The sequence below is a fragment of the Micavibrio aeruginosavorus genome (assembly GCF_051245535.1).
In the GTDB taxonomy this organism is placed as follows: Bacteria; Pseudomonadota; Alphaproteobacteria; order Micavibrionales; family Micavibrionaceae; genus Micavibrio; species Micavibrio aeruginosavorus_D.
Map to the genome: position 1 here is coordinate 2,239,767 of NZ_CP195303.1, position 25,075 is coordinate 2,264,841.

Annotated in this window: 28 protein-coding genes and 1 tRNA gene; 14 read left to right on the plus strand and 15 right to left on the minus strand. The window is 55.8% G+C overall.

Translation table 11 applies throughout. From position 1 onward, the window contains the following. Positions 1-10 precede the first annotated feature (10 nt). The 3 genes from ACSC94_RS10745 to lptB all read left to right on the plus strand — a co-directional run bounded on the left by ACSC94_RS10745 (position 11) and on the right by lptB (position 3,346). Positions 11-895 (plus strand): response regulator, encoded by an 885-nt coding sequence (locus ACSC94_RS10745; protein ID WP_435640836.1) that lies wholly within the window; start codon positions 11-13, stop codon positions 893-895. 56 nt (positions 896-951) lie between these two features. Further along, on the plus strand, positions 952-2,367 hold the full coding sequence (gene cysS, locus ACSC94_RS10750; RefSeq protein WP_435640837.1) for a cysteine--tRNA ligase: 1,416 nt from the start codon (positions 952-954) through the stop codon (positions 2,365-2,367). Between the two features lie 232 nt (positions 2,368-2,599). After that, positions 2,600-3,346 (plus strand): LPS export ABC transporter ATP-binding protein, encoded by a 747-nt coding sequence (gene lptB / locus ACSC94_RS10755; protein WP_435640838.1) that lies wholly within the window; start codon positions 2,600-2,602, stop codon positions 3,344-3,346. Position 3,347: 1 nt separating this feature from the next. Here the strand turns inward: lptB and ACSC94_RS10760 are convergent, their stop codons facing one another. Together ACSC94_RS10760 and ACSC94_RS10765 are read right to left on the minus strand one after the other, a co-directional pair. After that, a complete protein-coding gene (locus tag ACSC94_RS10760) occupies positions 3,348-3,950 on the minus strand; it encodes a hypothetical protein (RefSeq protein ID WP_435640839.1) in 603 nt (200 codons plus the stop codon). Continuing rightward, the gene (locus ACSC94_RS10765) at positions 3,947-4,915 is read right to left on the minus strand and encodes a hypothetical protein (protein WP_435640840.1); all 969 of its coding nucleotides are present in this window, start codon (positions 4,913-4,915) and stop codon (positions 3,947-3,949) included. The genes ACSC94_RS10760 and ACSC94_RS10765 overlap by 4 nt, the downstream gene beginning before the upstream one ends. Before the next feature lie 139 nt (positions 4,916-5,054). Between ACSC94_RS10765 and rpoN the strand changes: the two genes are divergently transcribed. From rpoN to ACSC94_RS10785, 4 genes are all read left to right on the plus strand, one after another. Next, positions 5,055-6,563, plus strand: a complete 1,509-nt coding sequence (rpoN, locus tag ACSC94_RS10770) for an RNA polymerase factor sigma-54 (RefSeq protein WP_435640841.1) — start codon at positions 5,055-5,057, stop codon at positions 6,561-6,563. A gap of 371 nt (positions 6,564-6,934) precedes the next feature. Further along, on the plus strand, positions 6,935-7,552 hold the full coding sequence (gene hpf / locus ACSC94_RS10775; protein WP_435640842.1) for a ribosome hibernation-promoting factor, HPF/YfiA family: 618 nt from the start codon (positions 6,935-6,937) through the stop codon (positions 7,550-7,552). A gap of 541 nt (positions 7,553-8,093) precedes the next feature. Beyond that, positions 8,094-8,573, plus strand: a complete 480-nt coding sequence (locus ACSC94_RS10780; RefSeq protein WP_435640843.1) for a PTS sugar transporter subunit IIA — start codon at positions 8,094-8,096, stop codon at positions 8,571-8,573. A 383-nt stretch (positions 8,574-8,956) separates the two neighbouring features. Then, on the plus strand, positions 8,957-9,145 hold the full coding sequence (locus ACSC94_RS10785) for a hypothetical protein (protein WP_435640844.1): 189 nt from the start codon (positions 8,957-8,959) through the stop codon (positions 9,143-9,145). Between the two features lie 78 nt (positions 9,146-9,223). On the opposite strand, the gene ACSC94_RS10790 is transcribed toward ACSC94_RS10785, so the two are convergent. From ACSC94_RS10790 to ACSC94_RS10800, 3 genes are all read right to left on the minus strand, one after another. Continuing rightward, positions 9,224-9,463: a DUF1150 family protein gene (locus ACSC94_RS10790; RefSeq protein WP_435640845.1), complete on the minus strand. Its 240-nt coding sequence runs from the start codon at positions 9,461-9,463 to the stop codon at positions 9,224-9,226. Between the two features lie 108 nt (positions 9,464-9,571). Continuing rightward, positions 9,572-10,048, minus strand: coding sequence for an Hsp20 family protein (locus ACSC94_RS10795; protein ID WP_435640846.1), 477 nt, complete (start codon positions 10,046-10,048; stop codon positions 9,572-9,574). Between the two features lie 221 nt (positions 10,049-10,269). Further along, positions 10,270-10,455 carry a zinc-finger domain-containing protein gene (locus ACSC94_RS10800; protein ID WP_435640847.1) on the minus strand — a complete coding sequence of 62 codons (186 nt, stop codon included), beginning with the start codon at positions 10,453-10,455 and terminating at the stop codon, positions 10,270-10,272. 128 nt (positions 10,456-10,583) lie between these two features. Between ACSC94_RS10800 and ACSC94_RS10805 the strand changes: the two genes are divergently transcribed. Further along, positions 10,584-10,988 (plus strand): hypothetical protein, encoded by a 405-nt coding sequence (locus tag ACSC94_RS10805; protein WP_435640848.1) that lies wholly within the window; start codon positions 10,584-10,586, stop codon positions 10,986-10,988. 32 nt (positions 10,989-11,020) lie between these two features. Further along, entirely contained in the window at positions 11,021-11,716 is a 696-nt protein-coding gene (locus tag ACSC94_RS10810) for a hypothetical protein (protein ID WP_435640849.1), read from the plus strand. On the opposite strand, the gene ACSC94_RS10815 is transcribed toward ACSC94_RS10810, so the two are convergent. From ACSC94_RS10815 to ACSC94_RS10840, 6 genes are all read right to left on the minus strand, one after another. Continuing rightward, positions 11,713-12,630: an LptA/OstA family protein gene (locus tag ACSC94_RS10815; protein ID WP_435640850.1), complete on the minus strand. Its 918-nt coding sequence runs from the start codon at positions 12,628-12,630 to the stop codon at positions 11,713-11,715. The genes ACSC94_RS10810 and ACSC94_RS10815 overlap by 4 nt on opposite strands. Then, positions 12,627-13,319, minus strand: a complete 693-nt coding sequence (gene lptC / locus ACSC94_RS10820) for an LPS export ABC transporter periplasmic protein LptC (RefSeq protein WP_435640851.1) — start codon at positions 13,317-13,319, stop codon at positions 12,627-12,629. The genes ACSC94_RS10815 and lptC overlap by 4 nt, the downstream gene beginning before the upstream one ends. Further along, positions 13,316-13,945, minus strand: a complete 630-nt coding sequence (locus ACSC94_RS10825) for a DedA family protein (protein ID WP_435640852.1) — start codon at positions 13,943-13,945, stop codon at positions 13,316-13,318. Before ACSC94_RS10825 ends, lptC begins: the two co-directional genes overlap by 4 nt. Before the next feature lie 24 nt (positions 13,946-13,969). Beyond that, positions 13,970-15,001 carry a KpsF/GutQ family sugar-phosphate isomerase gene (locus ACSC94_RS10830; RefSeq protein WP_435640853.1) on the minus strand — a complete coding sequence of 344 codons (1,032 nt, stop codon included), beginning with the start codon at positions 14,999-15,001 and terminating at the stop codon, positions 13,970-13,972. 17 nt (positions 15,002-15,018) lie between these two features. Next, entirely contained in the window at positions 15,019-15,633 is a 615-nt protein-coding gene (locus ACSC94_RS10835) for a ribonuclease D (RefSeq protein ID WP_435640854.1), read from the minus strand. A gap of 96 nt (positions 15,634-15,729) precedes the next feature. Beyond that, positions 15,730-15,816, minus strand: a tRNA-Leu gene (locus ACSC94_RS10840). Positions 15,817-16,049: 233 nt separating this feature from the next. Between ACSC94_RS10840 and ACSC94_RS10845 the strand changes: the two genes are divergently transcribed. After that, positions 16,050-16,898 (plus strand): DNA-binding response regulator, encoded by an 849-nt coding sequence (locus tag ACSC94_RS10845; protein WP_435640855.1) that lies wholly within the window; start codon positions 16,050-16,052, stop codon positions 16,896-16,898. Positions 16,899-17,399: 501 nt separating this feature from the next. Continuing rightward, a complete protein-coding gene (locus tag ACSC94_RS10850) occupies positions 17,400-17,738 on the plus strand; it encodes a hypothetical protein (protein ID WP_435640856.1) in 339 nt (112 codons plus the stop codon). A gap of 15 nt (positions 17,739-17,753) precedes the next feature. Here ACSC94_RS10850 and recR read toward each other — a convergent pair whose 3' ends face one another. The 4 genes from recR to ACSC94_RS10870 all read right to left on the minus strand — a co-directional run bounded on the left by recR (position 17,754) and on the right by ACSC94_RS10870 (position 22,670). After that, positions 17,754-18,365 (minus strand): recombination mediator RecR, encoded by a 612-nt coding sequence (gene recR / locus ACSC94_RS10855; RefSeq protein ID WP_435640857.1) that lies wholly within the window; start codon positions 18,363-18,365, stop codon positions 17,754-17,756. Continuing rightward, positions 18,362-19,210 (minus strand): FAD-binding oxidoreductase, encoded by an 849-nt coding sequence (locus tag ACSC94_RS10860; RefSeq protein ID WP_435640858.1) that lies wholly within the window; start codon positions 19,208-19,210, stop codon positions 18,362-18,364. The genes recR and ACSC94_RS10860 overlap by 4 nt, the downstream gene beginning before the upstream one ends. A 44-nt stretch (positions 19,211-19,254) precedes the next feature. After that, the gene (locus ACSC94_RS10865; RefSeq protein WP_435640859.1) at positions 19,255-20,004 is read right to left on the minus strand and encodes a LolA family protein; all 750 of its coding nucleotides are present in this window, start codon (positions 20,002-20,004) and stop codon (positions 19,255-19,257) included. A 110-nt stretch (positions 20,005-20,114) separates the two neighbouring features. Then, positions 20,115-22,670, minus strand: a complete 2,556-nt coding sequence (locus tag ACSC94_RS10870; RefSeq protein WP_435640860.1) for a DNA translocase FtsK 4TM domain-containing protein — start codon at positions 22,668-22,670, stop codon at positions 20,115-20,117. A gap of 389 nt (positions 22,671-23,059) precedes the next feature. On the opposite strand from ACSC94_RS10870, the gene ACSC94_RS10875 reads away from it, so the two are divergent. From ACSC94_RS10875 to ACSC94_RS10885, 3 genes are all read left to right on the plus strand, one after another. Continuing rightward, positions 23,060-23,428: a hypothetical protein gene (locus ACSC94_RS10875; RefSeq protein WP_435640861.1), complete on the plus strand. Its 369-nt coding sequence runs from the start codon at positions 23,060-23,062 to the stop codon at positions 23,426-23,428. 57 nt (positions 23,429-23,485) lie between these two features. Continuing rightward, positions 23,486-24,439, plus strand: a complete 954-nt coding sequence (locus ACSC94_RS10880; RefSeq protein WP_435640862.1) for an SPFH domain-containing protein — start codon at positions 23,486-23,488, stop codon at positions 24,437-24,439. A 192-nt stretch (positions 24,440-24,631) separates the two neighbouring features. Continuing rightward, positions 24,632-25,072 carry an NfeD family protein gene (locus tag ACSC94_RS10885; RefSeq protein WP_435640863.1) on the plus strand — a complete coding sequence of 147 codons (441 nt, stop codon included), beginning with the start codon at positions 24,632-24,634 and terminating at the stop codon, positions 25,070-25,072. Positions 25,073-25,075 lie beyond the last annotated feature (3 nt).

Below are 25,075 nucleotides of genomic sequence, written 5' to 3' on the forward strand. Positions count from 1 at the left end.
AGCACCTTTCATGGAAATTATTCGCGAAAGCGCCGAACATCATTTTCTCACCTTCGTCGAGGTGATGCGCACCGATCCGAAAGGGTGGGTGGGAATGATTCTGGGCCTATCGCGTAAATATAATCACGACGCGATGATCAATGATCTGATGACCATTCCGGCGAAGCAGGCCGCGCTGGCCGCTGAGGGGGATCAGTGGGTCGCATATTTTTCTGAAAAAATCGGCATTCTGGACAAACCGACGCTCTATCGCTTTGCCGATGGTGATGTGTTGCTGGTCACGCGCATCCTGACGGAACAGCAACAGGACCGCCTGTTCGACATGCACCGTGAAATCACGGACCAGCATAAAATTTCATCCTGTGATGTTTTGAATTTCGGGCGCGAAATGATGGTCGCGCAAAAATTGGCTGATCGTAAAATGCTGACGCAACAGCGCAGCAAGGCCTATCTGGCCATGGCCGATCAAAACCGCGTGTCGTCCATCGCCGTGCGGCGCGACCGGCGCGATGCGGCCCTGATTTTATTGGTCGAAGATGACCGCTTCACCGCCTCCTACACCACCGGAATCTTGCAAAAGGATTACGAACTGGTCCATTCCAAGGTGGGCGAGGATGCCATTCTGGCCTATATCGAACACGCCCCCGATGTGGTGTTTCTGGATATTCATTTGCCGGGCCTGAACGGCCATGAAACGCTGGACGCCATCCGCAAGGTGGACCCGGCGTCCTATATCATCATGCTGTCGGTCGATGCGGTGAAAGACAATATCGTCAATGCGTCCAAGGGTGGGGCATCGGGTTTCTTGAAAAAACCCTTCTCCAAGGACCGGATGCTGGCCATCGTCCAAAAATCCCCCTTTATCAAAGGGGCGAAGGTGCCTTCCTTTAACTAAATCATCCTGCTATAAATTTTCTACGGATTTTCAAACGTTTTTGACGGATCATCACCATGACCGATACGCCTGTTTTGCGGCTGCATAATTCTTTGTCGGGGGAGAAGGAAGCGTTCACGCCCGCCGACCCGAACCATGTGCGCGTCTATGCCTGCGGCCCGACGGTGTACAGCTTTGCCCATATCGGCAATGCCCGCATGGCGGTGGCGTTTGATCTGCTGAACCGTGTTCTGCGTCATATCTATCCGCGCGTGACCTATGTATCCAACATCACCGATGTAGAGGATAAAATCATCACGGCGTCGAAGGAAGCGGGCGAAGCGATTGAAACCCTCACCCGCCGCTACGAAAAGATTTATAACGACGACATGGCCGCTCTTGGCGTTCTGCAACCCGATGTGCAGCCGCGCGCGACCGAACATATCCCTGAAATGATCAAGCAGATTGAACAAATCATCGAACGCGGCCACGGTTATGCCGCCGATGGGCATGTTCTGTTCAATGTGCCGTCTTATGAATCCTATGGTGCCCTGTCGGGGCGCAGCCGTGACGATCAAATTGCGGGCGCGCGGGTTGATGTTGCGCCGTATAAAAAAGACGCCGCCGATTTCGTGCTGTGGAAACCCTCCACCCCGGATCAACCGGGCTGGGATAGCCCATGGGGGCGTGGGCGTCCGGGCTGGCATATTGAATGCTCGGCCATGGCGGAAAAACATCTGGGGCTGCCGTTTGACATTCATGGCGGCGGGGCCGATTTGAAATTCCCGCACCATGAAAATGAGATCGCGCAAAGCTGCTGCGCCCATGGGCACGAAACCGATCCGCGTGCCTTTGCGCGCATGTGGGTGCATAACGGGTTCGTGACGGTGGCGGGTGAGAAAATGTCCAAATCACTGGGCAATTTCCTGCTGGCCCATGACTTGCTGAAGGGTCATGCGGGTGAGGTGTTGCGCCTTGCCTTGCTGGCCGCGCATTACCGTCAACCGCTCGACTGGACCGAAAACGGCCTGCATCAGGCGCGCAAAAATCTGGATACGCTCTATCGCGCGCTGGATACTTTATCCGCTGTGCCGGATGGTGATGCCGTTGTGCATCACGGGGTCATGGCGGCCCTGTGTGATGATCTGAACATGCCGCTCGCGCTCGCCGCCTTGCTGGCCTTGGCCAAGGATGCCAACCGCACCGATTTGAGCGAAGCGGATAAAATCGCAATCAAAGCGGCGCTGAAGGGCACCGGGGCGTTGCTGGGCTTGTTGCAACAGGATCCGAAAGCGTGGTTCCAAGGAAAAGCGGGGGGCGGCGCGGCCAATGATGACGATGCCGCCATTGATGCCCTGCTGAAAGAACGGACCGAAGCCCGTAAAAACAAGGACTTCAAACGCGCCGACGAAATCCGCGATATTTTCGCCGCCAAGGGGATCGAGATCGAGGATACGCCAACCGGGCCAAAATGGCGCCGGGCTGTGAAGTAAGGGGTGTGCACCACGAATGGACACGAATTTACACGAATAAATTCACGCCCTTCATCATCGTCACCCCGGCGCCAGGAATTAATGGGGCCGGGGTCCATACGATCCATCCACTGGATACCGGCCTTCGCCGGTATGACGGTTGTTATTCGTGTAAATTCGTGTCCATTCGTGGTTTTCCTTAAAAAATCCCGGGATGACAAACAAGGCGTTTTCCGCTAAAACCGAATCCATCATGACCCCAGTTTCCAATATGCCGGCGCGCGGTCTGGTCGCGCACCATTTATCGAAGACCTACAAAAAACGTCCCGTTCTGCGCGATGTCAGCGTGCATGTGCAGCGGGGCGAGGCCGTGGCCTTGCTCGGCCCCAACGGTGCCGGGAAAACCACCAGCTTCTATATCATCACCGGTCTGATCGGTGCCGATTCCGGCATGATCATGCTGGATGGGCAAGACATCACCAACCTGCCCATGTATCGCCGCGCCCGTTTGGGCATCGGGTATCTGCCACAGGAATCATCCATCTTCCGCGGGTTGAGCGTCGAGGATAATATCCGCGCCGTGTTGCAGGCCCAGAATTTGAATCGCGAAGATCAGGAAGCCCTGCTGGATGAATTGCTGGCGGAATTTTCCGTCGACCATTTGCGCCGCGCGCCCGCCATTGCCCTGTCGGGTGGTGAACGCCGCCGCGTTGAAATCGCCCGCGCACTGGCCAGCCGCCCATCCTTCATCCTGCTCGATGAACCCCTCGCCGGGATTGACCCAATCGCGATTGGTGAAATTCGCACCTTGATTTCACATTTGAAAGATAAAGGCATCGGCGTCCTGATCACCGATCACAACGTGCGCGACACGCTCGATCTGGTTGATCGTGCCTACATTCTGCATGATGGTCATGTCTTGATGGAAGGCACACCCGCCGAAATCATCGCCCATGATGATGTGCGCCGTGTCTATCTGGGTGAAACATTCGCGATGTAAGTTACAGCGCCTGCTTGCTGTACATCGTGATGGTCAGATTCGTATTGTCATTTAATTCATGACTGTCGCGCAATTTGCGGTCCGCCATCAATTCAATGATGTTGTGAAATTTGGGGTATGTGCCATCAATGCGGCGCACATGCCATGCTTGAAAACATTCGCCACTGTCGTCGTTGCGAACGGCGCAATGCCAGGCCTGGGCAATGCCCATGCGTTGGTTGTCACGCGGTGAATAGGGGACAACGCGGTTGTTCACGATCATTTCGCGCGGAATTTCAAATTCGGGAACGAAAATGCCGTGATCCAGTTTTTCGATTCTGTCGCCATCACCGGACAGCGCATCGAAGTTGGATGGAAATTCAATCACGCCGCAATTCAATGACCCGGGGCAGAGTGTTTCCGGCCAGTCTTTTGCCGCTTCATCATCCAATGCCGTCCGTCCCGGGAAAACCATGCGGTTAAAGGCCCCTTCACCGGGCCGCACGGCGCAGCGGAAGGTTAGATGCAAGCGCCCCTGCGGGTCGAAGCCCGGCACAATAACGGGCTCCGCTTCTTTATGGGCCCCGATCAGCAATTTTGAAAAGAATTTGGAAATGCTGCTCATCGCCGTATCTCCACCCGCGGTTTTTGTGTCAGGGCCGCAATAAACTCACGGTGCCCTAGGGTTTTGGAGTGATAACCGCCTTTGAAATAGTCCATCAATCGGTCGCATTCCGCCATGGTCAGGGTGCTGAGGCTCAGGCCCGCATTCTGCAGGGCGTGGTCCAGCTCCTGCACATAGTCTTCCAGATGATCGTCGATAAATTGTCTTTTTGTTCCAGCTTCTGATCCGCACCAGACATAGCCGGATAAAATTTCGGCGATCTGCGGGATGGCGCCCTTGTTATAGGCGTCATTTTGAAACACGCGGGCCTTGTCTGTTTTGCACGCATATTGCCGCAAATGAAATGAATTCATTTCATGCGGTTTTTCAATCGATGCGGCGGCCAGAACGTGCCCGCCATTGTGATGGATAAAGCTGATCATATTCGCGGCGGTCGTACCCTGTGCATACACATCATCCAGCAGGATGAAATAAGACGGCCCTTGATGATCCTTGCGCACGAAAGGCAAATCGCCCATCTGTTCATTGGCGATGTAATCGAATTGGTGTTTCTTGCGCAATGTTTTCACCATATCCTGCCCTTTGGGGTTGGATCGGTTTAAATGCCGCGTCTCGCACAATCCGTCGGCAATAATCCAATTCACCTGCGGCATATCCTTGCGCAAGGCGGCGGCGAATTGTGCAGTCAACGACACCATGGCATGCGGCTTTTTCTTCCATGCGGATGCCGCTTTGTGTGGATAGGCAATGGTGATGTGATCCACGCTGTCCAGCGTTTCACCAACCTTGTCCAATTGCCGATCCAGCGTGTCTTTCAGCCACATGGTGGTGAAATTATTCTTGCTGCCGTTGACAAACGCCACCATCGGAAAATCATCGCGCAGTTTTAATCGCACATCGGTATTCGCCAACACGCGGGACGTGCTGGCGGCATGGGTTTGAAAGAGGCGCGTCAGAAGCGACATGGGGGCGGCGACCCGTTTTTAAAAGACCGTTTTTAAAGAACGGGGCACCGTATCGCACAGAATTGTTTTATGTCAAACATTTCAACCACATACCTACATAACCCCATGATTTCCGCCAATTTTGTGGTATATTGCTTGCATGTCCAATGTGTCCCAACGGCTGGATCTACGCCAGTCTCAAAACCTCGTCATGACCCCCCAGCTGCAACAGGCCATCAAGCTGTTGCAGATGAATAACATCGAACTGGCGGAATATATTGAGGAAGAGCTGGAGAAAAACCCGCTGCTGGAAAAGGGCGAATCGGACAATCAGGCCAGCGTCGAGGGCGATGCTGACACCACCGGGGCCGAAGACACGACCAGCCAGCAACGCGACGAAGTCGAAACCGAATTTGACGAAAGCTGGACGGGGAATGAGGCCGAAACGCCATCCTCCACCGCCGCCAATGCGGGCGATTACACCGGGGCCGATGCGTATAGCGGCACGGGCGCGGGCGGGCGCAGCAATTTTGAAAATGATGAAAATTCCCTTGAAAATACACTGACGCGCGATAAAACGCTGCGCGAACATCTGCTGGAACAGGTGGCGATGGATACGGCTGATCCGCGCGATCGCATGATTGCCGCCCTGCTGATCGATCAGTTGGATGAAACCGGGTATTTGCGCGAAGGGCCGGAAACATTGGCCGAACGGCTGGGTTGCCCGCTCGACCGGATGCAGGCCTTGCTGGCCCGTCTGAAAAAATTCGATCCGCCGGGAATCTTTGCGCGCGATCTGGCCGAATGTCTGGCCTTGCAATTGGATGATCTGGGGCAGCTTGATCAACCGATGCGCCTTTTGCTGCAAAATCTCGATAAACTGGCCAGCCATGATTACAATGCGCTGGCGCGGGCCTGCGGTGTCAATGAAACATATCTGCGCGATATGATTGATGATATCCGCGCCCTCAATCCGCGTCCGGCGTCATCGTTCGATCATTTCGTCGTGCAAACGGTGATTCCCGATGCGGCAATGCGCCCGATCCCGAAATCCGAAGGCGGTGGCTGGCGCGTTGAACTGAACAATGATGCCTTGCCGCGCGTGCTGGTCAATCAATCCTATTACACGACCGTGGCCGGACAGGCAAAAACCCGTCAGGACAAGGATTATTTAAGCGCGCAGATGAACGCGGCCAGTTGGCTGGTCAAGGCGTTGGACCAACGCGCGAAGACGATTTTGAAAGTGGCCGCGGAAATCGTGGAACAGCAAAATGCGTTCTTCCTGTTCGGGATTGAATTTCTGCAACCGCTGACGCTGAAAGACATCGCGGAAAAAATCGAAATGCACGAAAGCACGGTCAGCCGTGTAACCACGAATAAATATATCGCCACGCCGCGCGGTATTTTTGAAATGAAATATTTCTTCTCCACCGCGCTTGTGGCTGCGGATGGCACCAGCCATTCGGCAGAGGCGGTGAAGGCAAAAATCAAATCCATGATCGACGCGGAAAAGGCCGATGCGGTCCTGTCCGATGATGCCATCGTTGACATCTTGAAAGCCGAGGGCATTGATCTGGCCCGCCGCACGGTGGCCAAATACCGCGAAGGCATGAATATCCCGTCCTCGGTCCAGCGCCGGAAGCAGAAGAAAAATTCCGGGCCCGCCTGACCGACTCTTTATCTTGGTTTCATTCCTTTTTGCTGTCATTCCCGCGAAAGCGGGAATCCATACAGCATGTCCGTTCCTTTTCCATGGATTCCCGCTTTCGCGGGAATGACAAAGGAGGGGGGATTACAAAGTTTATTCTTGTCATAATTTTTATATAATTGATTTTATTAAACATTTTACCTTTCGATACGATGGGTAAGTTAAGTTGATGTCAATGATTTACGGACTAGACTCAATGATACGGGGGTATGAAGGCGCGCGATGCACCTTCTGGGATCTCCGAACCGTGGAGGATTTCGCTAAATAAGCACGTCACAATCATCCCGCCTAAATCGCAAGATTTTTCTAAACCAAATGTAAGGACGAAAACCATGGAACTATCCGTTCAAGGCAAACAGATCAATGTCGGCGACGCACTGCGCGCCCATGTCCAGGAAAAGCTGGAGGATCTGAATGCCAAATTCTTCAATCGCGCGATTGATGCGACTGTCATCTTTTCGCGCGAAGGCCATGCGTTCTTCAATGCGCATGTGTCCATTCGCATCGGTAAAAACATCAATATCGTCGCCGAATCAGAAGACACCGACATTTATGCGGCCTTTGATCAGGCTGCGGTGAAACTGGCCAAACAATTGCGCCGTTATAAAAACCGCCTGCGTGACCACCATCGCCGCAGCGAAGACATGCCGGACGATTCAATCCTGCAAGCGCGCAGCTATACCATCGCCGCCGAACAGGATGACGAAGATACAAAAGAAACCTCGGGTGAACAGGCCCCGATCATCGTCGCGGAAATGACCACGGACATCCTGACGCTCAGCGTGTCCACCGCCGTGATGCACATGGATCTGATGCACCAGAACGCACTGTTGTTCCGCAACGAAAGCCACGGCGGCCTGAACATGGTCTATCGCCGCCCGGACGGGCACGTGGGCTGGGTCGACCCGGTGGGCAACGGCCTGTCCGCGCACAAGGAAGCGGCGGAATAAAATACAGTTTCCCTTGAAACGGATAACAAGGCGGCTTCGGCCGCCTTGTTTTTTTGTAAACCACGAAGAGGGCGCGTCATCCCGGCGTATGCCGGGATCTTCCTCCGCCTTGAACAGGATTGAACCGCGACGGACGCAACGGGTTTTGTGTCCTGTTTTCCCGTTTCAGGCATTCCCGCGAAAGCGGGAATCCACACGCCCCATCCATTGGATTCCCGCTTTCGCGGGAATGCCCGGCGGTGGGGTTTGGTGAAAACGTCGCGTCCGTTGCGTCCGTAGCGGTTCAAATCTTGCGTAAATTTATCAAGATCCCGGCCCCATTCATCTCTGGCGCCGGAGTGACGGGGGAGGGGATTTATTTGCACATATGCGGCTTTCCCGTAACCGCCGTCCATCTTACGGTAATCTCAAAGTTGTGATTAAAATGAATCACGTGATTCAGAACCAGTTGGCGAACCGAATCGCGCCCTGTACAAAGGACGGCGTAGATTCTTCGCCTTATACGTTCACTTGGTTTTTAAAAGGAACGGGAAAAGACAGAATGTCCGACTCGGTATTTCACATCGACGCCGACCTGGTTTTGCCGCTGGCGAAATTGTCCACCCGCCGAAAAATCATTGACCGACTGGCCGATCTGGCCGCATCCCCTGCCTCTATGGAACCTGCCGCCATCGCTGCACGCTTGTTGCAACGTGAACGTCAGGCCACGTCCGGCATTGGTGGCGGTGTGGCCATTCCGCATTTGCGCCTGCGCCTTCTGGAACGCCCGGTCTTCGTGATGATGACATTGGCCGCCCCCGTTGATTTCGACGCGGTGGATCGCCAGCCCGTGGATATTGTGGCCATGCTGCTGTCCCCGGAAACGGATGGGCCGTTGCATTTGCGTCGTCTGGCGCGCCTGTCGCGTTTGTTGCGCGACGATATGGCCTGCACCGCCCTGCGCCGCGCCCGCAGCGAACACGACATCCGCATGGCCCTGAATGCCCCGATGGTGCGCACGGGCGGCATGTTCGCGGCGTAATTGCCCTGAAATTATTCCGGATCTATCCCAAAGAACCCCCGATTCGGTCCGATTCGCTGAAATCCGGCCCCATTCTCCACAATCACAGCACAAACAGCCTGTATAATGATATTATAGTTATGGAAATGTATAAGGATCAATTGATCGAAAAGAAGGCCGGATTCTGCGTGATTTGATACTGCCCCGCTCGACATTCATCCCGTCATCTATCCCGCGATTGCGTGTAAGCATGCTTGTCTCTTGACTTTTTCGCACGCTCGTGTATGGATATGTAAATACTCCGTAGCACAATTGCGTTGAAGGCGCTGGCCTTTCGGGACGAACCCGATCGTGAAGCAGCGCGCTATAAAAATACCCGTAAGGGCAAAGGGAGCCGATAAACCATGTTGAATATTCCGTCGATTATCCGCAGCTATAGCCGCGAACATTTCGTACCGCGTAAGGGTTTTATCCGTGGGCTGATTGTCCGCAACAGCGACTCGACCGACTCGCAACGTCACACCACCGCGCGCCAATGGCAAAATCTGCGCCTGAATTTGCGCTCCATGGCCAGCAACGATATCAAACAATAATCTGTCCACGTATTGATACAGATAAGAAAAAGCCGGTCATTGGACCGGCTTTTGTTATTTATGATCATGCGTGGTGCATTACTGCACGCGCACGGGCTCCAGATCATTCTGGCGTGTCAGAACCAAAGCCGCATCGAAATTATCATGGTACCCCAGCGGTGTACCGTCGGCGGCGTGGATGGAAAACACCTTCTGGCCGTTCAGAATGGCCGGGCGTACATACGCAAAATGTTGTACGCCAAAGCCCAGAAAATCCTGCGCGGAAATATCGCGTAAGCCGGAAGCCGATTTGCAGTCTGTTGTTTTGCAGTCCGTCATGGCTATTCCCCTTTCGGTAGAATGTATAGGAAAGATCCTAAGCAACGCTTAAGAAGGCGCGCGTTGCTTAGGGGGTGTGTGGATAGTTTCAGGTCTTATGATGGGGCCTTATTTATTCTGGCCCTCGACGTCGATCGCTTTGCGGGATGAATGACCATTTTGGCCAATCACATTTTGATCCTTGATGGCGATTTTGCGGGCCGCAGATTCGGGCTCGACCCGCTTCATTTCAATATGCAGAAGACCGCTGTCCAGTGACGCGCCGTCGACCTCGATCCCGTCGGCCAGAATGAAAGAGCGTTGGAACTGGCGCGCCGCGATCCCGCGATGCAGGTACAGGCGCGTATCGTCGTCTTCGGCTTGGCGGCCACGGATGGTCAGTTGATTGTTCTCAACCTCGACATCCAAATCGTTCATGGTGAATCCGGCAACCGCCAGTGTAATCCGCAACCCGTTCTCGCCAATCTGTTCGATATTATATGGCGGGTATCCGTCGGATGTTTTTTTGATCCGGTCCAGGGTGCGTTCAAATTGTTCAAAGCCCAGAAACAGGGGCGAATCGAATACGGTCAGGCGTGAAGTCATAATTATCCTCCTTCAAAGGTAAGCGAGGTTCGATGTTGGTCAGATCACCCGCCCCCTGATTGGCCCGAAAATTCGGCACCGTTGGTGGCGTGCAATCGATGGCCCGGCCATCCGGCACCATCCACTTAAATATATAGAAAACCCCCCGCCTTCATCAAGGCCAAGGGGGTAAAATGGGGGAGTAAAATGGGGCGTGAAATTAACTGGCGGATTTTCGCGGTTTACGCGGCTTTTTGCTCAAACTGGCGGTCGCAATACAGGCATTCCACGGTTTTCCGGCCATCGAACGTGTACCAGACTATCGGGTGCCCCAAGGCCCCGCCACCGCCATCGCAGCACACTTCGTCGCAATCTGCCTCAACCGCAATGATTTCCGGGGCTTGTGTGGGTGTGGGTTGTGTTGTCATAATAATGAAACCTTTAACGCGGCGTGCGCGGCGTTTACCAATTTGTTACCGAGTCACTTTATAAAAAAGGGGTAGGCCCGTCCAGAGGGGATCGGGCCAGCAAGCGGGAATCATCCGGGAATCATCCCATGGCGACAAAAGACGCGGTTAAAATTCCGGACTTTATTGCCAACCCCGTGACCACGGGGCGCGAAGACCGTTATGAAACGGTCATGATTGACGTGCCCAAAGTTTTGAAAAGCTGGCAAACCTCGCTCTTCTCCTATGAATGGATGCTGCCCGATGGCCGCATCAAGGATGTTGGTGAATTGCCAGAGAAAGAACAGCCCAAACGCGCCGAGGTCGAAGGCAAAATTTCCGCCGGCACCGCCTTGGAAATGCCGATCCTTGGCATTGGTCTCATGGAAAATATTGAAATCGGTTCTGGCCGTGCCACGTTCCTGACGCTGGCGGCGCATGGCGTGCGCACCATGCCCGTGCATATTCCAAAATCCAACCAGTCTGAATTCAAAGCCTTTATTGCGAAGGCCTAGCCAACAGGGGCCCCATCGGGCATCATAAATCCATGAAACATATTCAAGGTCGCCGCAATGAACGCGGCAACGTCTTCTTTTATATCTTTGTGGGTGTGGCCTTGTTCGGGGCGCTGTCTTTCGCGATTTCGCAGGGCAACCGTGGGTCCGTGCAAACATTGGAACGTGACCGCGATAAATTGCTGGCCTCCGATATAATCGAGTATGGCGAAACCATCGCCCGGGCTGTGGCGCAAATTCGCCTGCGCGGAGCAACGCCGTCACAGGTCAGCTTCGCGCACGACGATCTGTCCGGCACTTACGGCACACCGGGGGCCAATCCCGATTTCGAAGTCTTCGATCCCACAGGCGGTGGCGTTGTTTTAAAAACCATGGATGCGTCCTTGGGGGTTGGCGTGCCAACCATGTTGTTTACCGGGCATAATGAATTTATCGGTGCGGGCACAACGGCGGGCACGGCTTCGTCGGCGGATCTGATCATGCTGGTGCGTGATTTGCGCGCTGATGTATGCAAATGGGTCAATGTCGTGGTGGATATTCAGGAAGAGGGCGATGCCATTCCGGTGGATGCACAGGCCGATTTCACACTGTTTGATGGTACATATGCGGGGGCGGAAACGCTGGGCGATGATGACACCGAAGACCGCCTGCGTAACCACAGCTCCGGCTGCTTCCGCGACACGGCGGCGAACCAGTATGTTTTCTACCGTGTGTTGATCGCGCGTTAGGGCGTAACCGGCTCATCCGCAGCCGGTGCGGGAATGACCGTGATGATTGGCTTCAAATCCGTCTTTGCCGGTGTTGCCTCGGCCTTTGGCTGTACGGGCGTTTCCGCTTTCTCATTCGTCTTATCCTCTGGATAAAACACACCGCGCACGCGGCCATCGGCCCCTTTTTGCACGGTGTTTCCGGTCAATGTGCTGACATTGGTGGTCAGGTTGACGGTGGCTTTTTCGCCTTCCAGAATATTCTGGCCCCGGGTGATTTTGACATTGCCGGTGACGATCGCCGTGTTGGTGGCCGCATCATAATCGCCGCGATGGCCCGTCAGAATTTCCGTCGGGGTGGTGATTTTGATGCCGCCGGTGGCTTCCATGCGTTCCAGCTTGCGGGATTGTTCACTGTCCGCACTTTGCGCGGCGAAGAAGGCCGACATGCTGGGCGCTTCCAAAATATCTTCGCCACGGACTAGCTTGGCATTGCCAATCGCCGACAACCGCCCGCCATTCACGTCATATTCAAATTTTTCCGTGGCGGTAACCGTTTGCTCCGGCGATGTCATACGCAAATCACCGCCGGTCAATGTGGCCATGCCGCTATCCACGTCATAAATGGCGTGGTTGCCGTACGCGGTGTTGATGCCCGATGTAATCGCCACATCCGTTTCCGCAGTCAGGCGGTAAATATCCATGTTCTTGCCGTTGGCTTCGCGGTAATCGGCGGTCAGCGTTTCGGCGGCGATGATGGTATCGCCCTGTTGCGCAACGGCTTTGCCCTTGGCGATATAACGCTTGTCATTGCGATGCCATTCCAGCGTTTTATCCGCGCTGATTTCCAGCGGTTGCTGGCTGTTGTTCGTTTGGGCCATGGCCGCCGGCGTGTAAAGGGCGCACACGAGAAGCAGAGCGAGACATTTTTTCATTGCGAAAGCCCCTTCACAGAGCGGTTGAGAACCAGTGTCGCAGGCCCAGTGAAAACCAGAACGCCGCTGACGCCATCACCCTGCATGCCCGTGGCCTGTAATGTGCCCGCCGGGCCGCTGCCGCGCACGGCGTCGGTGGTGTTTATTGTCCGTGTATTCATATCAACGAACAGGGATGCGGTTTCCATCATGTACCCTTCATCCTGCGTCAAACGCACATTGCCGGTCAGGGTCAGATTCTTTTGTTCCTGACGGTATTCGCCCTGATCCGCTTCGCCCGCGATCCAGTGCCCGGATGTCAGTTTGATATCCGCCTTCGGCTTGTTCAACAGGATCAAGGTTTGATCATTATTGTCCTGTGTGGCGGATATGGCGGTGACGGTAAAGGGTTGGGCGTTGCTATCTTCGCTTTCAAAACGCGGATTGATCAGCTCGTTCCGGCCAACCGTCTGGGGCAGCAGTTCTTCCTTGCGGACCGGGGCCATGTTGTCTTCCATCTTCGGCCAGGCAATCACAACCGCGACAATCGCCAGCGCCGCCATCGGCAGCAACAGGCGCACCCACCGCATGATAAAGGTCCGGCGCTGCCCCGTCAGCCGCAGCCGCGCGCGTTCCCGCGTGCTGGGGCGTAAGAGCTGCGACAGGCGCGCCCGGTCCAGATCGTTATCATCGTCGCCGTGATGCGTCATGCTTTATCGTTCTCGGGTGCGGCGGCCTTGCTGGTGCGCATTTCTTTCCAGATATGGAAGACGGACGGCAAAACCGAAATCACGATAATCACCAGAATGATCGGCAGGATATACATGTCGATCTTGTCCTGCGGGATCAAATCGCCAAGGAAGAACCCCAGCATGGTCAGACCCAGAGCCCACGCCACCGCACCCACAATGGTGTAGATGAAAAACACGCGGTACGACATGCCCACCATACCCGCCAAAAACGGCGTGAATGTGCGGATAATTGGCATAAACCGCGCCAGAACGATGGCCATTTTGCCATGGCGGTCAAAGAAGTCGGACGTCATCTGAATGTATTTGGGCTTCAGGAATTTTTCCGTGCGCGGGTTGATGATTTTCATGCCCACGCGTTTGCCGATTTCATAGCCCAGCAAATTTCCGGTCACGGCGGCAACGAAACATCCGCCCGCCAGCCATCCAATCGGCATCAAATCCTGTCCCGCCAGAACACCAGCGGCGAACAACAACGAATCCCCCGGCATAAAGAAGCAGAACAAAATGCCGGATTCGGCAAACACCACGGCCCAAACGCCCCACATGCCCAGTGTTTCGATCAGGTGCAGAATATCAAAATGCATGGTGGTACGCCTTTATGGGGTGAATTAAACGATTCCGGCCTGCAGGCAATCCTGCAAACGGATCAATCCGGTCAGATTGTTCGCATCATCGACGACGATCAAACTGGTCAAATATTGGCCCGGTGTTTTGGTCATGACATCCACGGCCTCAACCGCCAGCGCGTCATGCGCGATGGTGCGCGGGTTCTTGCTCATGATCTCACTGACTTTGCGGGACAGCAGATCCGGGCCCATATGGCGCTTCAAATCGCCGTCGGTGATAATCCCGGCCAGCTTTTTCGATGAATCCAGTGCCAGCACAACGCCGAGGTTTTTTGCGCTCAGCATCAAAATCGCCTGATCCATCGTGGCCGATTGGTCGATGAGGGGCAGGGCGTCATAGGCATGCATCAACGCGGATACTTTTTGCAAACGCTGGCCCAGCTTGCCGCCCGGGTGCCAGACTTTGAAATCATCCTTGCTCAAGCCCATGCGTTCCAGCAACGCAACCGCAATCGCATCGCCCAACGCCAATGTCATGGTGGTGGATGTCGTCGGGGCCATGCCGATGGGGCAGGCTTCCGGCATTTGCGGCAACAACAACAACTGGTCCGCATGTTTGGCCAATGCGCTGTCCGCTTTGCTGGTGATGGCGATCAAGGTGATACCAAAACGGCGCGTATAATGGATCAGGTCGGAGAGTTCCGCACTGCCCCCGGAATTGGACAACAACAAGACGATGTCGTCTTCTGTCACCATGCCCAAATCGCCGTGGCTGGCTTCGCCCGGGTGGACGAAGAAAGACGGCGTGCCGGTGGAGGCGAATGTCGCGGCCAGTTTCTTGGCGATATGCCCCGACTTGCCAATGCCCGCCACGATCAAACGGCCCCGGCCCGTATCCTTCATCGCCTGAATGGCGGCGACGGCGCGGGCGAAATTATCATCCATCGATGCGGCCAGCGCGTTCAGCCCCGCCACTTCCGTTTCAATGGTGCGGCGGCCCGTGGCGATGTCGCGCGCGGCCTTGTCGGTGTCCATCGGCGTGGTGTCGGCGTCAAAGCGCGGTGCGGTCATCATGGCGGTCTTTCTTATCTTTAATTGTGCGCGAAAATGTCGGTTTCCGGCCAGCCCATTAAATCCAGTTGCGCGCGGGTCGGCACGAAATCGAACAATTTCTGCGCCAGCTCCAAACGGTTTTCGCGTTTCAGCATCATTTCCAGACGCTCTTTCAACGCATGCAGATGCAACACATCATTGGCGGCGTAATTCATCTGTTCCGGGCTGAGCGTATCATAACCCCAGTCGGATGATTGTTGTTGCTTGTTCAACTCAATGCCCAGAAGCTCGCGGCACAATTCGCGCAAACCGTGCTTGTCGGTATAGGTCCGGCACAGCATGGACGCCAACCGCGTGCACCACAGCGGGTTACACTCCACACCCAGATAATGTTTGATAATCGCCACATCGAACCGGGCGAAATGGAACAATTTCAAAACGCTCGGATCGCCCAGCAATTTTTTCAAATTCGGCGCGTCATATTGGCCCCGTTCAAACTGCACCAGATGCGCGGTGCCATCCCCGGCGGACAGTTGCACAACGCACAAACGGTCGCGGTGATTGTTCAAGCCCATGGCCTCGGTATCAACGGCGATGATTGTGCCGAAATTCAATCCCGCGGGCAGATCGCCCTTATGCAACGTCACGGTCATGGGTATCCCTTATGGTTAAAAAACAAAAACCCGCCACATTATCGCGGGCGGGTGATCGTCATTCAAGGCGTAAACGCCTCAATACTCTAGAATTAATGGTGCCCAGAAGAAGACTCGAACTTCCACGACCTTTCGGCCACACGGACCTGAACCGTGCGCGTCTACCAATTCCGCCACCTGGGCACGGCATTTGGATTTTTCTCCGCCTCGCGGCGAAGGCCCTTTAATTAGCGAAGCCTCATGCCCTTGTAAAGCACTATTTTGGGGCGGAATTCCCGGTTTTTGCCGATTTTGCGCCCTCTTACCCATTTTTTAAGACCAGCCTTGGCACAATGGGAAAATAGGATAGAATAATCAGACCTTTATTTAAGACATATCCCCCCGGATTTTCGGGGGTTTCAAGGGATCAGCCCACCATGAAAATCCTCGTGATTGACCGCGACAGCCTGACGACCCAGCTCGTATCCGCCCGCCTGCAAACGGCCGGCCATACGGTGGTGGAGGAAGCGGTGAAAAACAACGCGATTGAACGGCTGGGGGTGGAACCCTTTGACGCGGTCTTTATCGACCCCGCGCCGCTGAACAATGCGCGCCCGATCATTCTGGGCATTCGCCGTTCGGTGCGGAATTACCCCTATATCGTCCTGATGTCCGGGTCCATGGACCGGGTCGAAGCCCTGAAATCCGGGGCCAATGACGTGATGCTGAAACCCATCGACGGGGCGGGCCTCGAAAAAATGGGCCAGAACGCCGAACGTCTGACCAGCCTGATCGCCCGCATCGGTGACGATACCGAGGACTTCCCCTCCGCTGGCGGCGTCATCGCCAAATCCGCCTTTAACCAATTGTTCCTGTCCTGTCTGGACCGGGCCGACCGCTACGGCGAACGCTCTTTCCTCGTCTTTATCGGCATCAAAAACCACAAGGATGTGATGGAAGTGGACGGCCCGTACGCCGCTGCGGCCCTGTCCGCGCGCCTATCGCAAACATTGGTTCGCCTGCGCCGCCAAAGCGACATCATCGCGCAAACGGGTAAAAACGAATATTGCCTGATGCTGCAACGGCCCCAATACGAAACCGAACCGCTGGAAGCCGCCACCCGCTTTGCCGAGGCCCTGTCGAAAAACGCCGACCTGTCCTCCAGCGGCCAGATGGGCGTCCAGCTCTACGTCACCCTCGTCGACCTCCCCGTCGGCGCCCTCCACGCCGACCACACGGTCCAACCGGGGAACGCGACGGAATTTGCCATCGGGTCGATGGCGTAGGAGTAATTTGAGTATCTTCCATTATTTGATACTCAAAAGTTTGTCGCGACCAAACCGGGGAAGGCGTAATGCGATATAAAAGCATAGCTATAATATTTTTGTGTTGTTTAATGCTCGCCGCTTGTGCCACCCAACCCTATGCGGACACTTATGATGATGTCCCTGGATTTTTTTCTGGAATTTGGCACGGCCTGACAGCGTGGATTGCACTCATAGGGCATATTTTTGATGACAGCATAAGAATTTATGCCTTTCCCAATAGTGGCGGCTGGTATGATTTTGGTTTCCTGCTAGGCATTAGTAGCTGGGGCGGCTTATTTGCGGTCAGATAGTATGGTGCGTAAGGCAGGTGATTGGGAATTAATTCCTTGACAATGCATTGATCCAAGGCGATACTGGCCCCTGTCGCCGGGACCAATGTATCCATTTTTGCCCGGCTTTTTTGCGCGCTGACCTTCACGGTTCGGCGCGTTTTTTATTGTGATTTGAAGGAGATAAAGAATGGCAACTTTACTGCCCCGTGACAGTGATAATACCCCCATCCCCGCCGTGCGGCTGAAATCCGGTGGGGCGCATGCGTTGACCGCGGCGGCCACGTCCAGCCGGAATGCGACCGCGTTTGATGATGATACGCGGATCGTCAGTGTCTGTGCCACCGCCCCGGTTTACATTGCCTTTGGTGATGCGAGCGTGGTGGCGACTACGGCGGATCATTATTTCCCGGCCAATTTGTATTACGATTTCTGCATCGGCGGGGACCGCGTGGCGCATTACACCCATATGGCGGTGCTGCGCGTCGGGGCGGAAGATTGTTCCGTCTATGTGTCGGAAAAAGAATAGGAACGGCGCGAGGGTTTACGCCCGCGATTTCAACGCCGTGGCGATGGTGCCGTCATCCAGATAATCCAGATCGCCACCCACCGGAATACCGTGGGCCAGTCGTGTGACTTTCACGCTCTGGCCTTCGGTTCCGTGCCCTCTCAGGCGGTCGGTGATGTAATGCGCCGTGGCTTGCCCGTCCACCGTGGCGGCCAGCGCTAGAATGATTTCATCAAACCCGTCATGTCGCACGCGGTCTAGCAGCGATGCAATGCGCAGATCCTGCGGCCCGATTCCGTCCAGTGCGGACAGCAACCCACCCAGAATATGATACCGCCCCTTATACGCGCCGGTGCGTTCAATCGCCCATAAATCCGACACGCCAGACACCACGCACAACGTGCGGGCATTGCGGCTGGGGTCCTGACACACGCGGCAGGGGTCGGCCATGTCCAGATTGCCGCACGCCGAACAGGTGCGAATGGTTTCCGCCGCATGGTCCAACGCATGGGCCAGCGGTTTCATGGCCGTGTCCTTGCGTGACAGAAGATGCAGCGCAATCCGCCGCGCCGACCGTGGCCCCAGACCGGGCAGGTTGGCGAAGGCGCGGATCAACTGATCCATGGGTCCGTCATCGCGGCTGCTCATGATGGTTGGGTCCCGCCTGATTGGGTCCCGGCTGGTTGACGGCCCAGACCGCCCGCGCGGGCAGATGAATCATCTGTATGAATGTCGCCGCGCTGGGCGTTGTGCGCCAGCAATTGCGGGAGTATCGCCGACACCATCGGCGGCGGTCCGGCCACGTAAATGGATGCGCCGGATAAATCGGCGTGATCGTGAATGACGACATCGCCAACCATGCCGGCTTGGGCATCTGCCGGGCGACTTTTGTCATCGCGCACAACGGACACGAACCGGAATGTCGGGTGGGCGGTTTGCAGCGCGCGGAAATGATCGGCGATATACAGATCATCCCCATAATTGGCGCCCCAATACAACGTAATCGGACCCGGATGCCCGGTGTTCAGGGCGGATTCAACAATCGCCTTCATCGGGGATAATCCCATGCCCCCGGCAATCGCAATAATTGGTTTCACGCACCCCGGGGCCAATGTGGCATGGCCCATCGGTGCGGTGATGGTGGCGGTGTCGCCGATTTTCAATTGCGTGGCGACGTGCTGGCTGGCCGCACCGCCCGTGTTGCGGATGTGGAATTCCAGATGGTCGGTGGTGCCATTGGCATCGGGCGCATTGGCAATCGAATAAGACCGGGCGGGCAGTCCCGCCACAGCCAGATCGGCATATTGCCCGGCGCGATAGGCCAGCCGGGCATTGTTGTTCAGGCGCAAGCGGATGATGCGGATATCAGCGCTGGGCGCGTCAATCCCCTCCACCACCGCGTCAAAGGCGGCGGGTGGCGGTGTGGGGGGCAGGGCGGCGCACATCCCTGTGCATCCTGCCGGGTCGGCGCTGGCTTTCAGCGTGTCGCTCAATCGCGGTCTCCGTTTGCTGGCCATTCAAGATGCCTCGTTATACCCTATTGGTTCAGCGAACCAGCCTTTTTTTGCGGGTCGCGATAGACGAACAAATCACGCTCCAACGCAACGCCGGTCTGCATCTGGAACAATTCCACTTCGCTGACCGATCCCTGCGGGTCGATGACGCGCCATTTTTTCAACTGGAACGGCTCGCGCGTGAAGCCGAGGGTCAGGCTGCCCGCACCCGCATCGGCGGTCTGGCTCAATTTGATCTGGATCAACCCGCCGCTTTCCACGACGCTGTCGACCTTTACATCACCGGACAGGCGGATATCACTGCGCAACAGGAAATCGGCCAAAGTCTGGCCAATCGGCGCGTTGGATTGTTCACCCAGATTGGCGTCATAGAAATAAATGAACACACCATCGGCGACGACGAAATCCTTCACCGGGTCATCGTAATCAAAGCGCAATTTTCCCGGACGGTTCAGATAGAACGTCCCGATCAATTGCGTGCCATTCCCGGCGGTCAGCAAGAAGCGCGCGCGCGCTGTTTTCAATTGCTGCAACCATTGCTCGGCCTGCACGGCCATGGCGGTGGCTTGCTCGGGGCTGTAGGTGGTGACATCGGTCGGGATAGCGGGAACGGCCGCTGGCGTGGTCACGCTGGTCGCCGGGATTGCACCTGCGGCGGCCTCTGTCGCTGTGGCTTCCGTTGCCGCAGTTTGCGCGGATACACCCGTGCCAATAAATGTCGCAGCCCCCAAAAGAGCCAACCCGGTCATAATCGTCAAAATACGTGTTTTCATGGGGTCATTTGTACCCAAACAACCCGGCGAAAGAAAGGCATGAAGAAGGCCGGAACAGGGTGTATCCCGAGCCGGCCTTGCTATAAGGTTATGGTAATATATGCAAGGGGTCAGGCGTCGGAATAATCCCCGACCAGAACCTCGCGCTTGCCCGTCGCGCTGGCGCGGCTGACCACGCCTTGGCGTTCCATCTCCTCCATAATCCGCGCGGCGCGGTTATAGCCGATCTGGAAGTGGCGCTGGATAAAGCTGGTCGATGCCTTGCGTTCGCGGGCAATCAGGGCCACGGCCTTGTCGTAGAATTCATCGCAATCATTGCCGCCGCCACCTTCGCCGAACATCGCGGACATGATTTCGGAATCGCCGAAATCGCCGCCCTCGGTGACATCGTCGATATATGATGGCTCGGCCTGGCTCTTGATGAATGTCACAACATTTTCAACATCATCATCGGCGACGAACGGGCCGTGGACACGCGTGATGCGGCCACCGGACGCCATGTACAACATGTCACCCATGCCCAGCAATTGTTCCGCGCCGCCTTCACCCAGAATGGTGCGGGAATCAATTTTCGATGTGACCTGGAACGAAATCCGGGTGGGGAAGTTGGCTTTAATAACGCCCGTAATAACGTCAACCGACGGGCGCTGGGTCGCCATGATCAAATGGATACCGGCGGCCCGGGCCATCTGGGCCAGACGCTGGATCGCGTTTTCAACGTCTTTCCCGGCCACCAGCATCAGGTCGGCAAATTCATCGACCACGACGACGATATACGGAATTTCGTTCATATCCATTGGCTGTTCTTCAAACACGGGCTTGCCGGTGTCACCGTCAAATCCGGTTTGAACGCGGCGGGTCAGAACTTCGCCCTTCTTACGCGCTTCGCGCAGGCGCTCGTTATACCCCTCGATGTTCCGCACGCCCAGTTTCGACATGGCGCGGTAGCGGTCTTCCATTTCCTTCACCGTCCATTTCAGCGCAACCACCGCCTTGCCCGGCTCGGTCACCACAGGGGACAGCAAGTGCGGAATATCGTCATAGACCGACAATTCCAGCATCTTCGGATCAATCATGATGAATCGGCATTTTTCCGGCGGCAGACGATACAGCAATGACAAAATCATCGTGTTCACGGCCACGGATTTCCCCGAACCGGTGGTCCCGGCGACCAGCAAGTGCGGCATACGCGCCAAATCGGCGATAATCGGCTGACCGCCAATGTCTTTCCCTAGGATCAACGGCAATGCACCCTTGGCATCCTGCACATCCGATGTTTCCAGCATCTCGCGCATAAACACGGTCTGGCGCTTGCGGTTCGGCAATTCGATACCAATGACGTTGCGGCCCGGAATAACGGCGCAGCGTACCGATGTGGCCGACATGCTTCGGGCAATATCGTCGGACAGGGAAATGACGCGCGATGATTTCACGCCCGGTGCGGGTTCCAGTTCGTACAATGTCACCACCGGGCCGGGGTGGATGGATACAATCTCCCCCTGCACGTTGAAATCTTGCAACACGGTTTGCAGCAATTCGGCATTGCGTTGCAACGTCGCTTCGTCCATTTGCCCATCGCCCAGATTGTCCGGCAATTCGCGCAGCAAATCGGTCGACGGCAATTCCCATTCGCCATCGGTGGTGGCCAGCGCCAATTGGCGTTGCTTGGTCGATGGTTTCGGGGCCTTTTTCTTGGCCTTTTCCGGTTTGACGACTTTGGCGGCCTTTATCGGCGCGCGCAGACGCGGGGTGGATTCTTCATCCTCCTCGTCCACTTCTTCTTCGTCATCTTCGTATTCTTCGTCCTCATCGTCTTCGTCTTCTTCCTCATACTCCGCATCAATAATTTCTTCGTCATCATCGGCGGTGATACGGGCGCGGCGGGACCGGGATTTCGGGGCCTCCAATTGGGTCAGGCGTTCACGCGCCGGGGCGACGTATTCCGGATCTGAATAATGACGGATCCAATCATAAAACGCATGCGCGGCCCCAACGATCTTCTCGGTCGTCCATGCGGCCATATAGCGCAGCGAATCCCAGACATAAATCACTTCATCCTTCGTCACCGCCATGGCCAGCGGCAGACAGGCCAGCGCCCCCACAGCGGCGATCAACGCGGCAATCGTGTGCGCGCCCAATCCGGTGGATGACCCCGGCAACCATCCGGCCAGCGTGTTCAGCAAAACAACGCCGCCACTGCCGCCCAGCCAATCCTGCGTCATCCATCCGCCAGAGGGCAGGCGCGCCGCCGCCGTGGCCGTAAACAACGCCGCCAGAATGGTGAAAACAAACCGCAGGGTTAGCGGGCGGATCGGCGTGCGGCGAATAACCCGCGCACCAAGCGCGATCAGAACCAGCGCAAACACGCATGATCCAATACCCAAAGTCTGCAAAAACAAATCCGACATAAATGCGCCCGGCGTGCCCATCCAGTTTTGCGGGCCGGCCATCATTTCATTGGCGGCGCTGGCCGTATTGATCGACGGATCGGCGGGGTGATAGCTGAGCAATGCGGCGACCAGCGCCAGCCCGGCCAACGCAATCGCTCCCCCAAACCCATCGACCAGACGGTTGGCGGCAAAAGCCTGAATCCGCTCCGGCACAAAGGATGGTCCCTTTTGACGGGACGAAGAACGGGAGCGCGAGGAGCGACGGGAACGGGCCATGACGAGATACAGTCCAGAGGGGTGTGGTTATGAAAAGAATGACCCGGAGGGGCCGATTAGAAAGGGCAAGGCAGAGCGCCTTGTTCACTATTTTATCCCCAGACTCCGGCCTATACAAGCGGGGATCAGTACGGAAAATGGGGTTTTATGAGATGCCTTGCGGCCTCCCCCCACCCAACCCTCCCCCCTCGGGCGGGGGGAGGGCTTTTTCTCAATCCTCTCCTTCCCTCTTGGAGGGGATATAAGGGAGCGGGGGATAAAAAGGGCCCCGTTAACGCTTTATTAAAGTTTTTAGCCAAAATTCAGGGATGGAGAGTCCTGCGCTTTCTCCAAGCGCCGGGGTGTGTGTTTTTTGAAATTGATATTTGAGACGAAGGAAGGGGTTTTCAATGCCTTCAGCCGCTTTGCGCGATTCTGCAAAGAAATCTGCACCACCGGGCGCGATTGAATACAGCGTCTATACGTTCCAGAAATCGGGCGGGGCCTCGGGCGACCGCTGGAAAAAACACGATTCGTTTTCCGACATGACGAAAGCGGTGGAGCAGGCGGAAGGCCTGTTCGCCACGGACGAATATTGCCGCGTCGAAATCAAACAAAAATACACCGATCCAAAAAACAACCGCTGCGTCGACATGACGCTGAAAACCTATGAACGCAAAGGCGTGCGTATCTCCGGCACGGTCATGGCGCTGGGTGGGGCTGTGGCGTGTGGTGTTATTGCGTTTATCGCGGCCTATATCGTCGGCACAAAAATGTAGTTTCTTGATAATTCCCTCTTCGCGTTTAGCGCTCCTCAACACAAGGAATTTTTCTCCATGGATGGCTTTCTTTCCTTCGGTTTTATCGTGTTTATCATGTTCCTGTTCGTGGCGTTCAAGGGCGTCATCACGGTGCCACAGGGCTATGAATACACGCTGGAAATGTTCCGTCGTTACACGCGCACACTGGGCCCCGGCCTGCATCTGATCATTCCCTTTGTTGAAGGCATCGGCGCGCGCATCAATATGATGGAACAGGTGCTGGACGTGCCCTCCCAGGAAGCCATTACCAAAGACAACGCCATGGTCAAAGTCGATGGCGTTGTGTTCTTTCAGGTGATGAGCGCGGTGAAGGCCGCGTATCAGGTCTCCGAACTGAACCTCTCCATCCTCAATTTGACCATGACAAACCTGCGGACCGTGATCGGGTCGATGGATCTGGATGAATTGCTGTCGCAACGGGAAAAGATCAATCATCAATTGCTGCGCGTGGTGGACGAAGCCACAGCCCCATGGGGCATCAAAGTCACCCGGATCGAGGTGCGTGATATTTCCCCGCCGCGCGATCTGGTTGATTCCATGGCGCGCCAGATGAAGGCCGAACGTGAACGCCGCGCGGTCATTCTGGAGGCCGAAGGGATTCGCCAAAGCGAGATCTTGCGCGCCGAAGGTGAAAAACAAGCCGCCATTCTCGAGGCCGAGGGCCGCAAAGAAGCCGCCTTCCGCGACGCCGAAGCCCGCGAACGCGAAGCCGAAGCCGAGGCCCGCGCGACGCAAATGCTGTCGGATTCGATTGCGAACGGGAATGTGAATGCCATCAACTATTTCGTGGCCCAGCAATATGTGGACGCGCTGAAACAATTTGCGATTTCCCCGAACCAGAAACTGGTCTTCATGCCGCTGGAAGCCTCCGGCGTGATTGGCGCACTGGGCGGCATCACCGATTTGATCCGCGACGCCGGCTCGGCGCGCGACACCGCCGCCGCAACCAAAAGCCCGTGGAAGGAATAGCCTCTCACGTCATTCCGGCGAAGGCCGGAATCCATACGGTCTATCCAATGGATACCGGCCTTCGCCGGTATGACGAAAGGATAAAATTGAAATGAAGCAGGATGTTTGATCACGGATACACTGAACTTATTCTGGGGCTGGCCCGCGGCGTTTCGCCGCAATCAATAAACGGATAAAGGCGGAACGATAATCATGGATACACTCAATTTATTCTGGGGCTGGTTCGCCCTCGCCACGTTGTTTCTGGTGATGGAAATGATCCTGCCGGGCTTTGCGTTCCTCTGGATCGGTCTGGCGGCGGCGATTGTGGGCGTGATCGTTTTTGTGGCCCCCGTGCTAACCCTGCCGGTGCAAATCGCGTTATTCGGCGTGCTGGGCGTTGCGGCCTATTTCATCTCCCGCCGTTTCATATCGCAAAAAACCCGCGAAGAACCGGGCGGCATCGGCAGCAACGTCCATGCCCGTTATATCGGCACATCCGTCGTTCTGGATGAAGCCATCGAAAACGGCCGCGGCCGTGCCCGCGTGGGCGACACCACATGGGCCGTTGTCGGCCCTGATGCGCCTGCCGGGGCATCGGTGAAAATCATTGGATTAAAAGATGAAACGACGTTTCGGGTAGAGCCAGTTTAATAA

Coding starts and splice junctions, on each gene's coding strand:
- ACSC94_RS10835 (WP_435640854.1), bottom strand. CDS start 15,633: ATGACCGTGACGTTGCATAAGGGCGATCTGCCCGCGGGATTGAATTTC.
- ACSC94_RS10830 (WP_435640853.1), bottom strand. CDS start 15,001: ATGATGACCGCACCGCGCTTTGACGCCGACACCACGCCGATGGACACC.
- ACSC94_RS10805 (WP_435640848.1), top strand. CDS start 10,584: ATGGCGACAAAAGACGCGGTTAAAATTCCGGACTTTATTGCCAACCCC.
- ACSC94_RS10760 (WP_435640839.1), bottom strand. CDS start 3,950: ATGAGCAGCATTTCCAAATTCTTTTCAAAATTGCTGATCGGGGCCCAT.
- recR (WP_435640857.1), bottom strand. CDS start 18,365: ATGAGCAGCCGCGATGACGGACCCATGGATCAGTTGATCCGCGCCTTC.
- ACSC94_RS10845 (WP_435640855.1), top strand. CDS start 16,050: ATGAAAATCCTCGTGATTGACCGCGACAGCCTGACGACCCAGCTCGTA.
- ACSC94_RS10785 (WP_435640844.1), top strand. CDS start 8,957: ATGTTGAATATTCCGTCGATTATCCGCAGCTATAGCCGCGAACATTTC.
- lptC (WP_435640851.1), bottom strand. CDS start 13,319: ATGACGCATCACGGCGACGATGATAACGATCTGGACCGGGCGCGCCTG.
- ACSC94_RS10885 (WP_435640863.1), top strand. CDS start 24,632: ATGGATACACTCAATTTATTCTGGGGCTGGTTCGCCCTCGCCACGTTG.
- ACSC94_RS10795 (WP_435640846.1), bottom strand. CDS start 10,048: ATGACTTCACGCCTGACCGTATTCGATTCGCCCCTGTTTCTGGGCTTT.
- ACSC94_RS10865 (WP_435640859.1), bottom strand. CDS start 20,004: ATGAAAACACGTATTTTGACGATTATGACCGGGTTGGCTCTTTTGGGG.
- hpf (WP_435640842.1), top strand. CDS start 6,935: ATGGAACTATCCGTTCAAGGCAAACAGATCAATGTCGGCGACGCACTG.
- ACSC94_RS10825 (WP_435640852.1), bottom strand. CDS start 13,945: ATGCATTTTGATATTCTGCACCTGATCGAAACACTGGGCATGTGGGGC.
- ACSC94_RS10745 (WP_435640836.1), top strand. CDS start 11: ATGGAAATTATTCGCGAAAGCGCCGAACATCATTTTCTCACCTTCGTC.
- ACSC94_RS10880 (WP_435640862.1), top strand. CDS start 23,486: ATGGATGGCTTTCTTTCCTTCGGTTTTATCGTGTTTATCATGTTCCTG.
- ACSC94_RS10765 (WP_435640840.1), bottom strand. CDS start 4,915: ATGTCGCTTCTGACGCGCCTCTTTCAAACCCATGCCGCCAGCACGTCC.
- ACSC94_RS10850 (WP_435640856.1), top strand. CDS start 17,400: ATGGCAACTTTACTGCCCCGTGACAGTGATAATACCCCCATCCCCGCC.
- ACSC94_RS10870 (WP_435640860.1), bottom strand. CDS start 22,670: ATGGCCCGTTCCCGTCGCTCCTCGCGCTCCCGTTCTTCGTCCCGTCAA.
- ACSC94_RS10875 (WP_435640861.1), top strand. CDS start 23,060: ATGCCTTCAGCCGCTTTGCGCGATTCTGCAAAGAAATCTGCACCACCG.
- lptB (WP_435640838.1), top strand. CDS start 2,600: ATGACCCCAGTTTCCAATATGCCGGCGCGCGGTCTGGTCGCGCACCAT.
- ACSC94_RS10810 (WP_435640849.1), top strand. CDS start 11,021: ATGAAACATATTCAAGGTCGCCGCAATGAACGCGGCAACGTCTTCTTT.
- rpoN (WP_435640841.1), top strand. CDS start 5,055: ATGTCCAATGTGTCCCAACGGCTGGATCTACGCCAGTCTCAAAACCTC.
- cysS (WP_435640837.1), top strand. CDS start 952: ATGACCGATACGCCTGTTTTGCGGCTGCATAATTCTTTGTCGGGGGAG.
- ACSC94_RS10790 (WP_435640845.1), bottom strand. CDS start 9,463: ATGACGGACTGCAAAACAACAGACTGCAAATCGGCTTCCGGCTTACGC.
- ACSC94_RS10815 (WP_435640850.1), bottom strand. CDS start 12,630: ATGAAAAAATGTCTCGCTCTGCTTCTCGTGTGCGCCCTTTACACGCCG.
- ACSC94_RS10800 (WP_435640847.1), bottom strand. CDS start 10,455: ATGACAACACAACCCACACCCACACAAGCCCCGGAAATCATTGCGGTT.
- ACSC94_RS10780 (WP_435640843.1), top strand. CDS start 8,094: ATGTCCGACTCGGTATTTCACATCGACGCCGACCTGGTTTTGCCGCTG.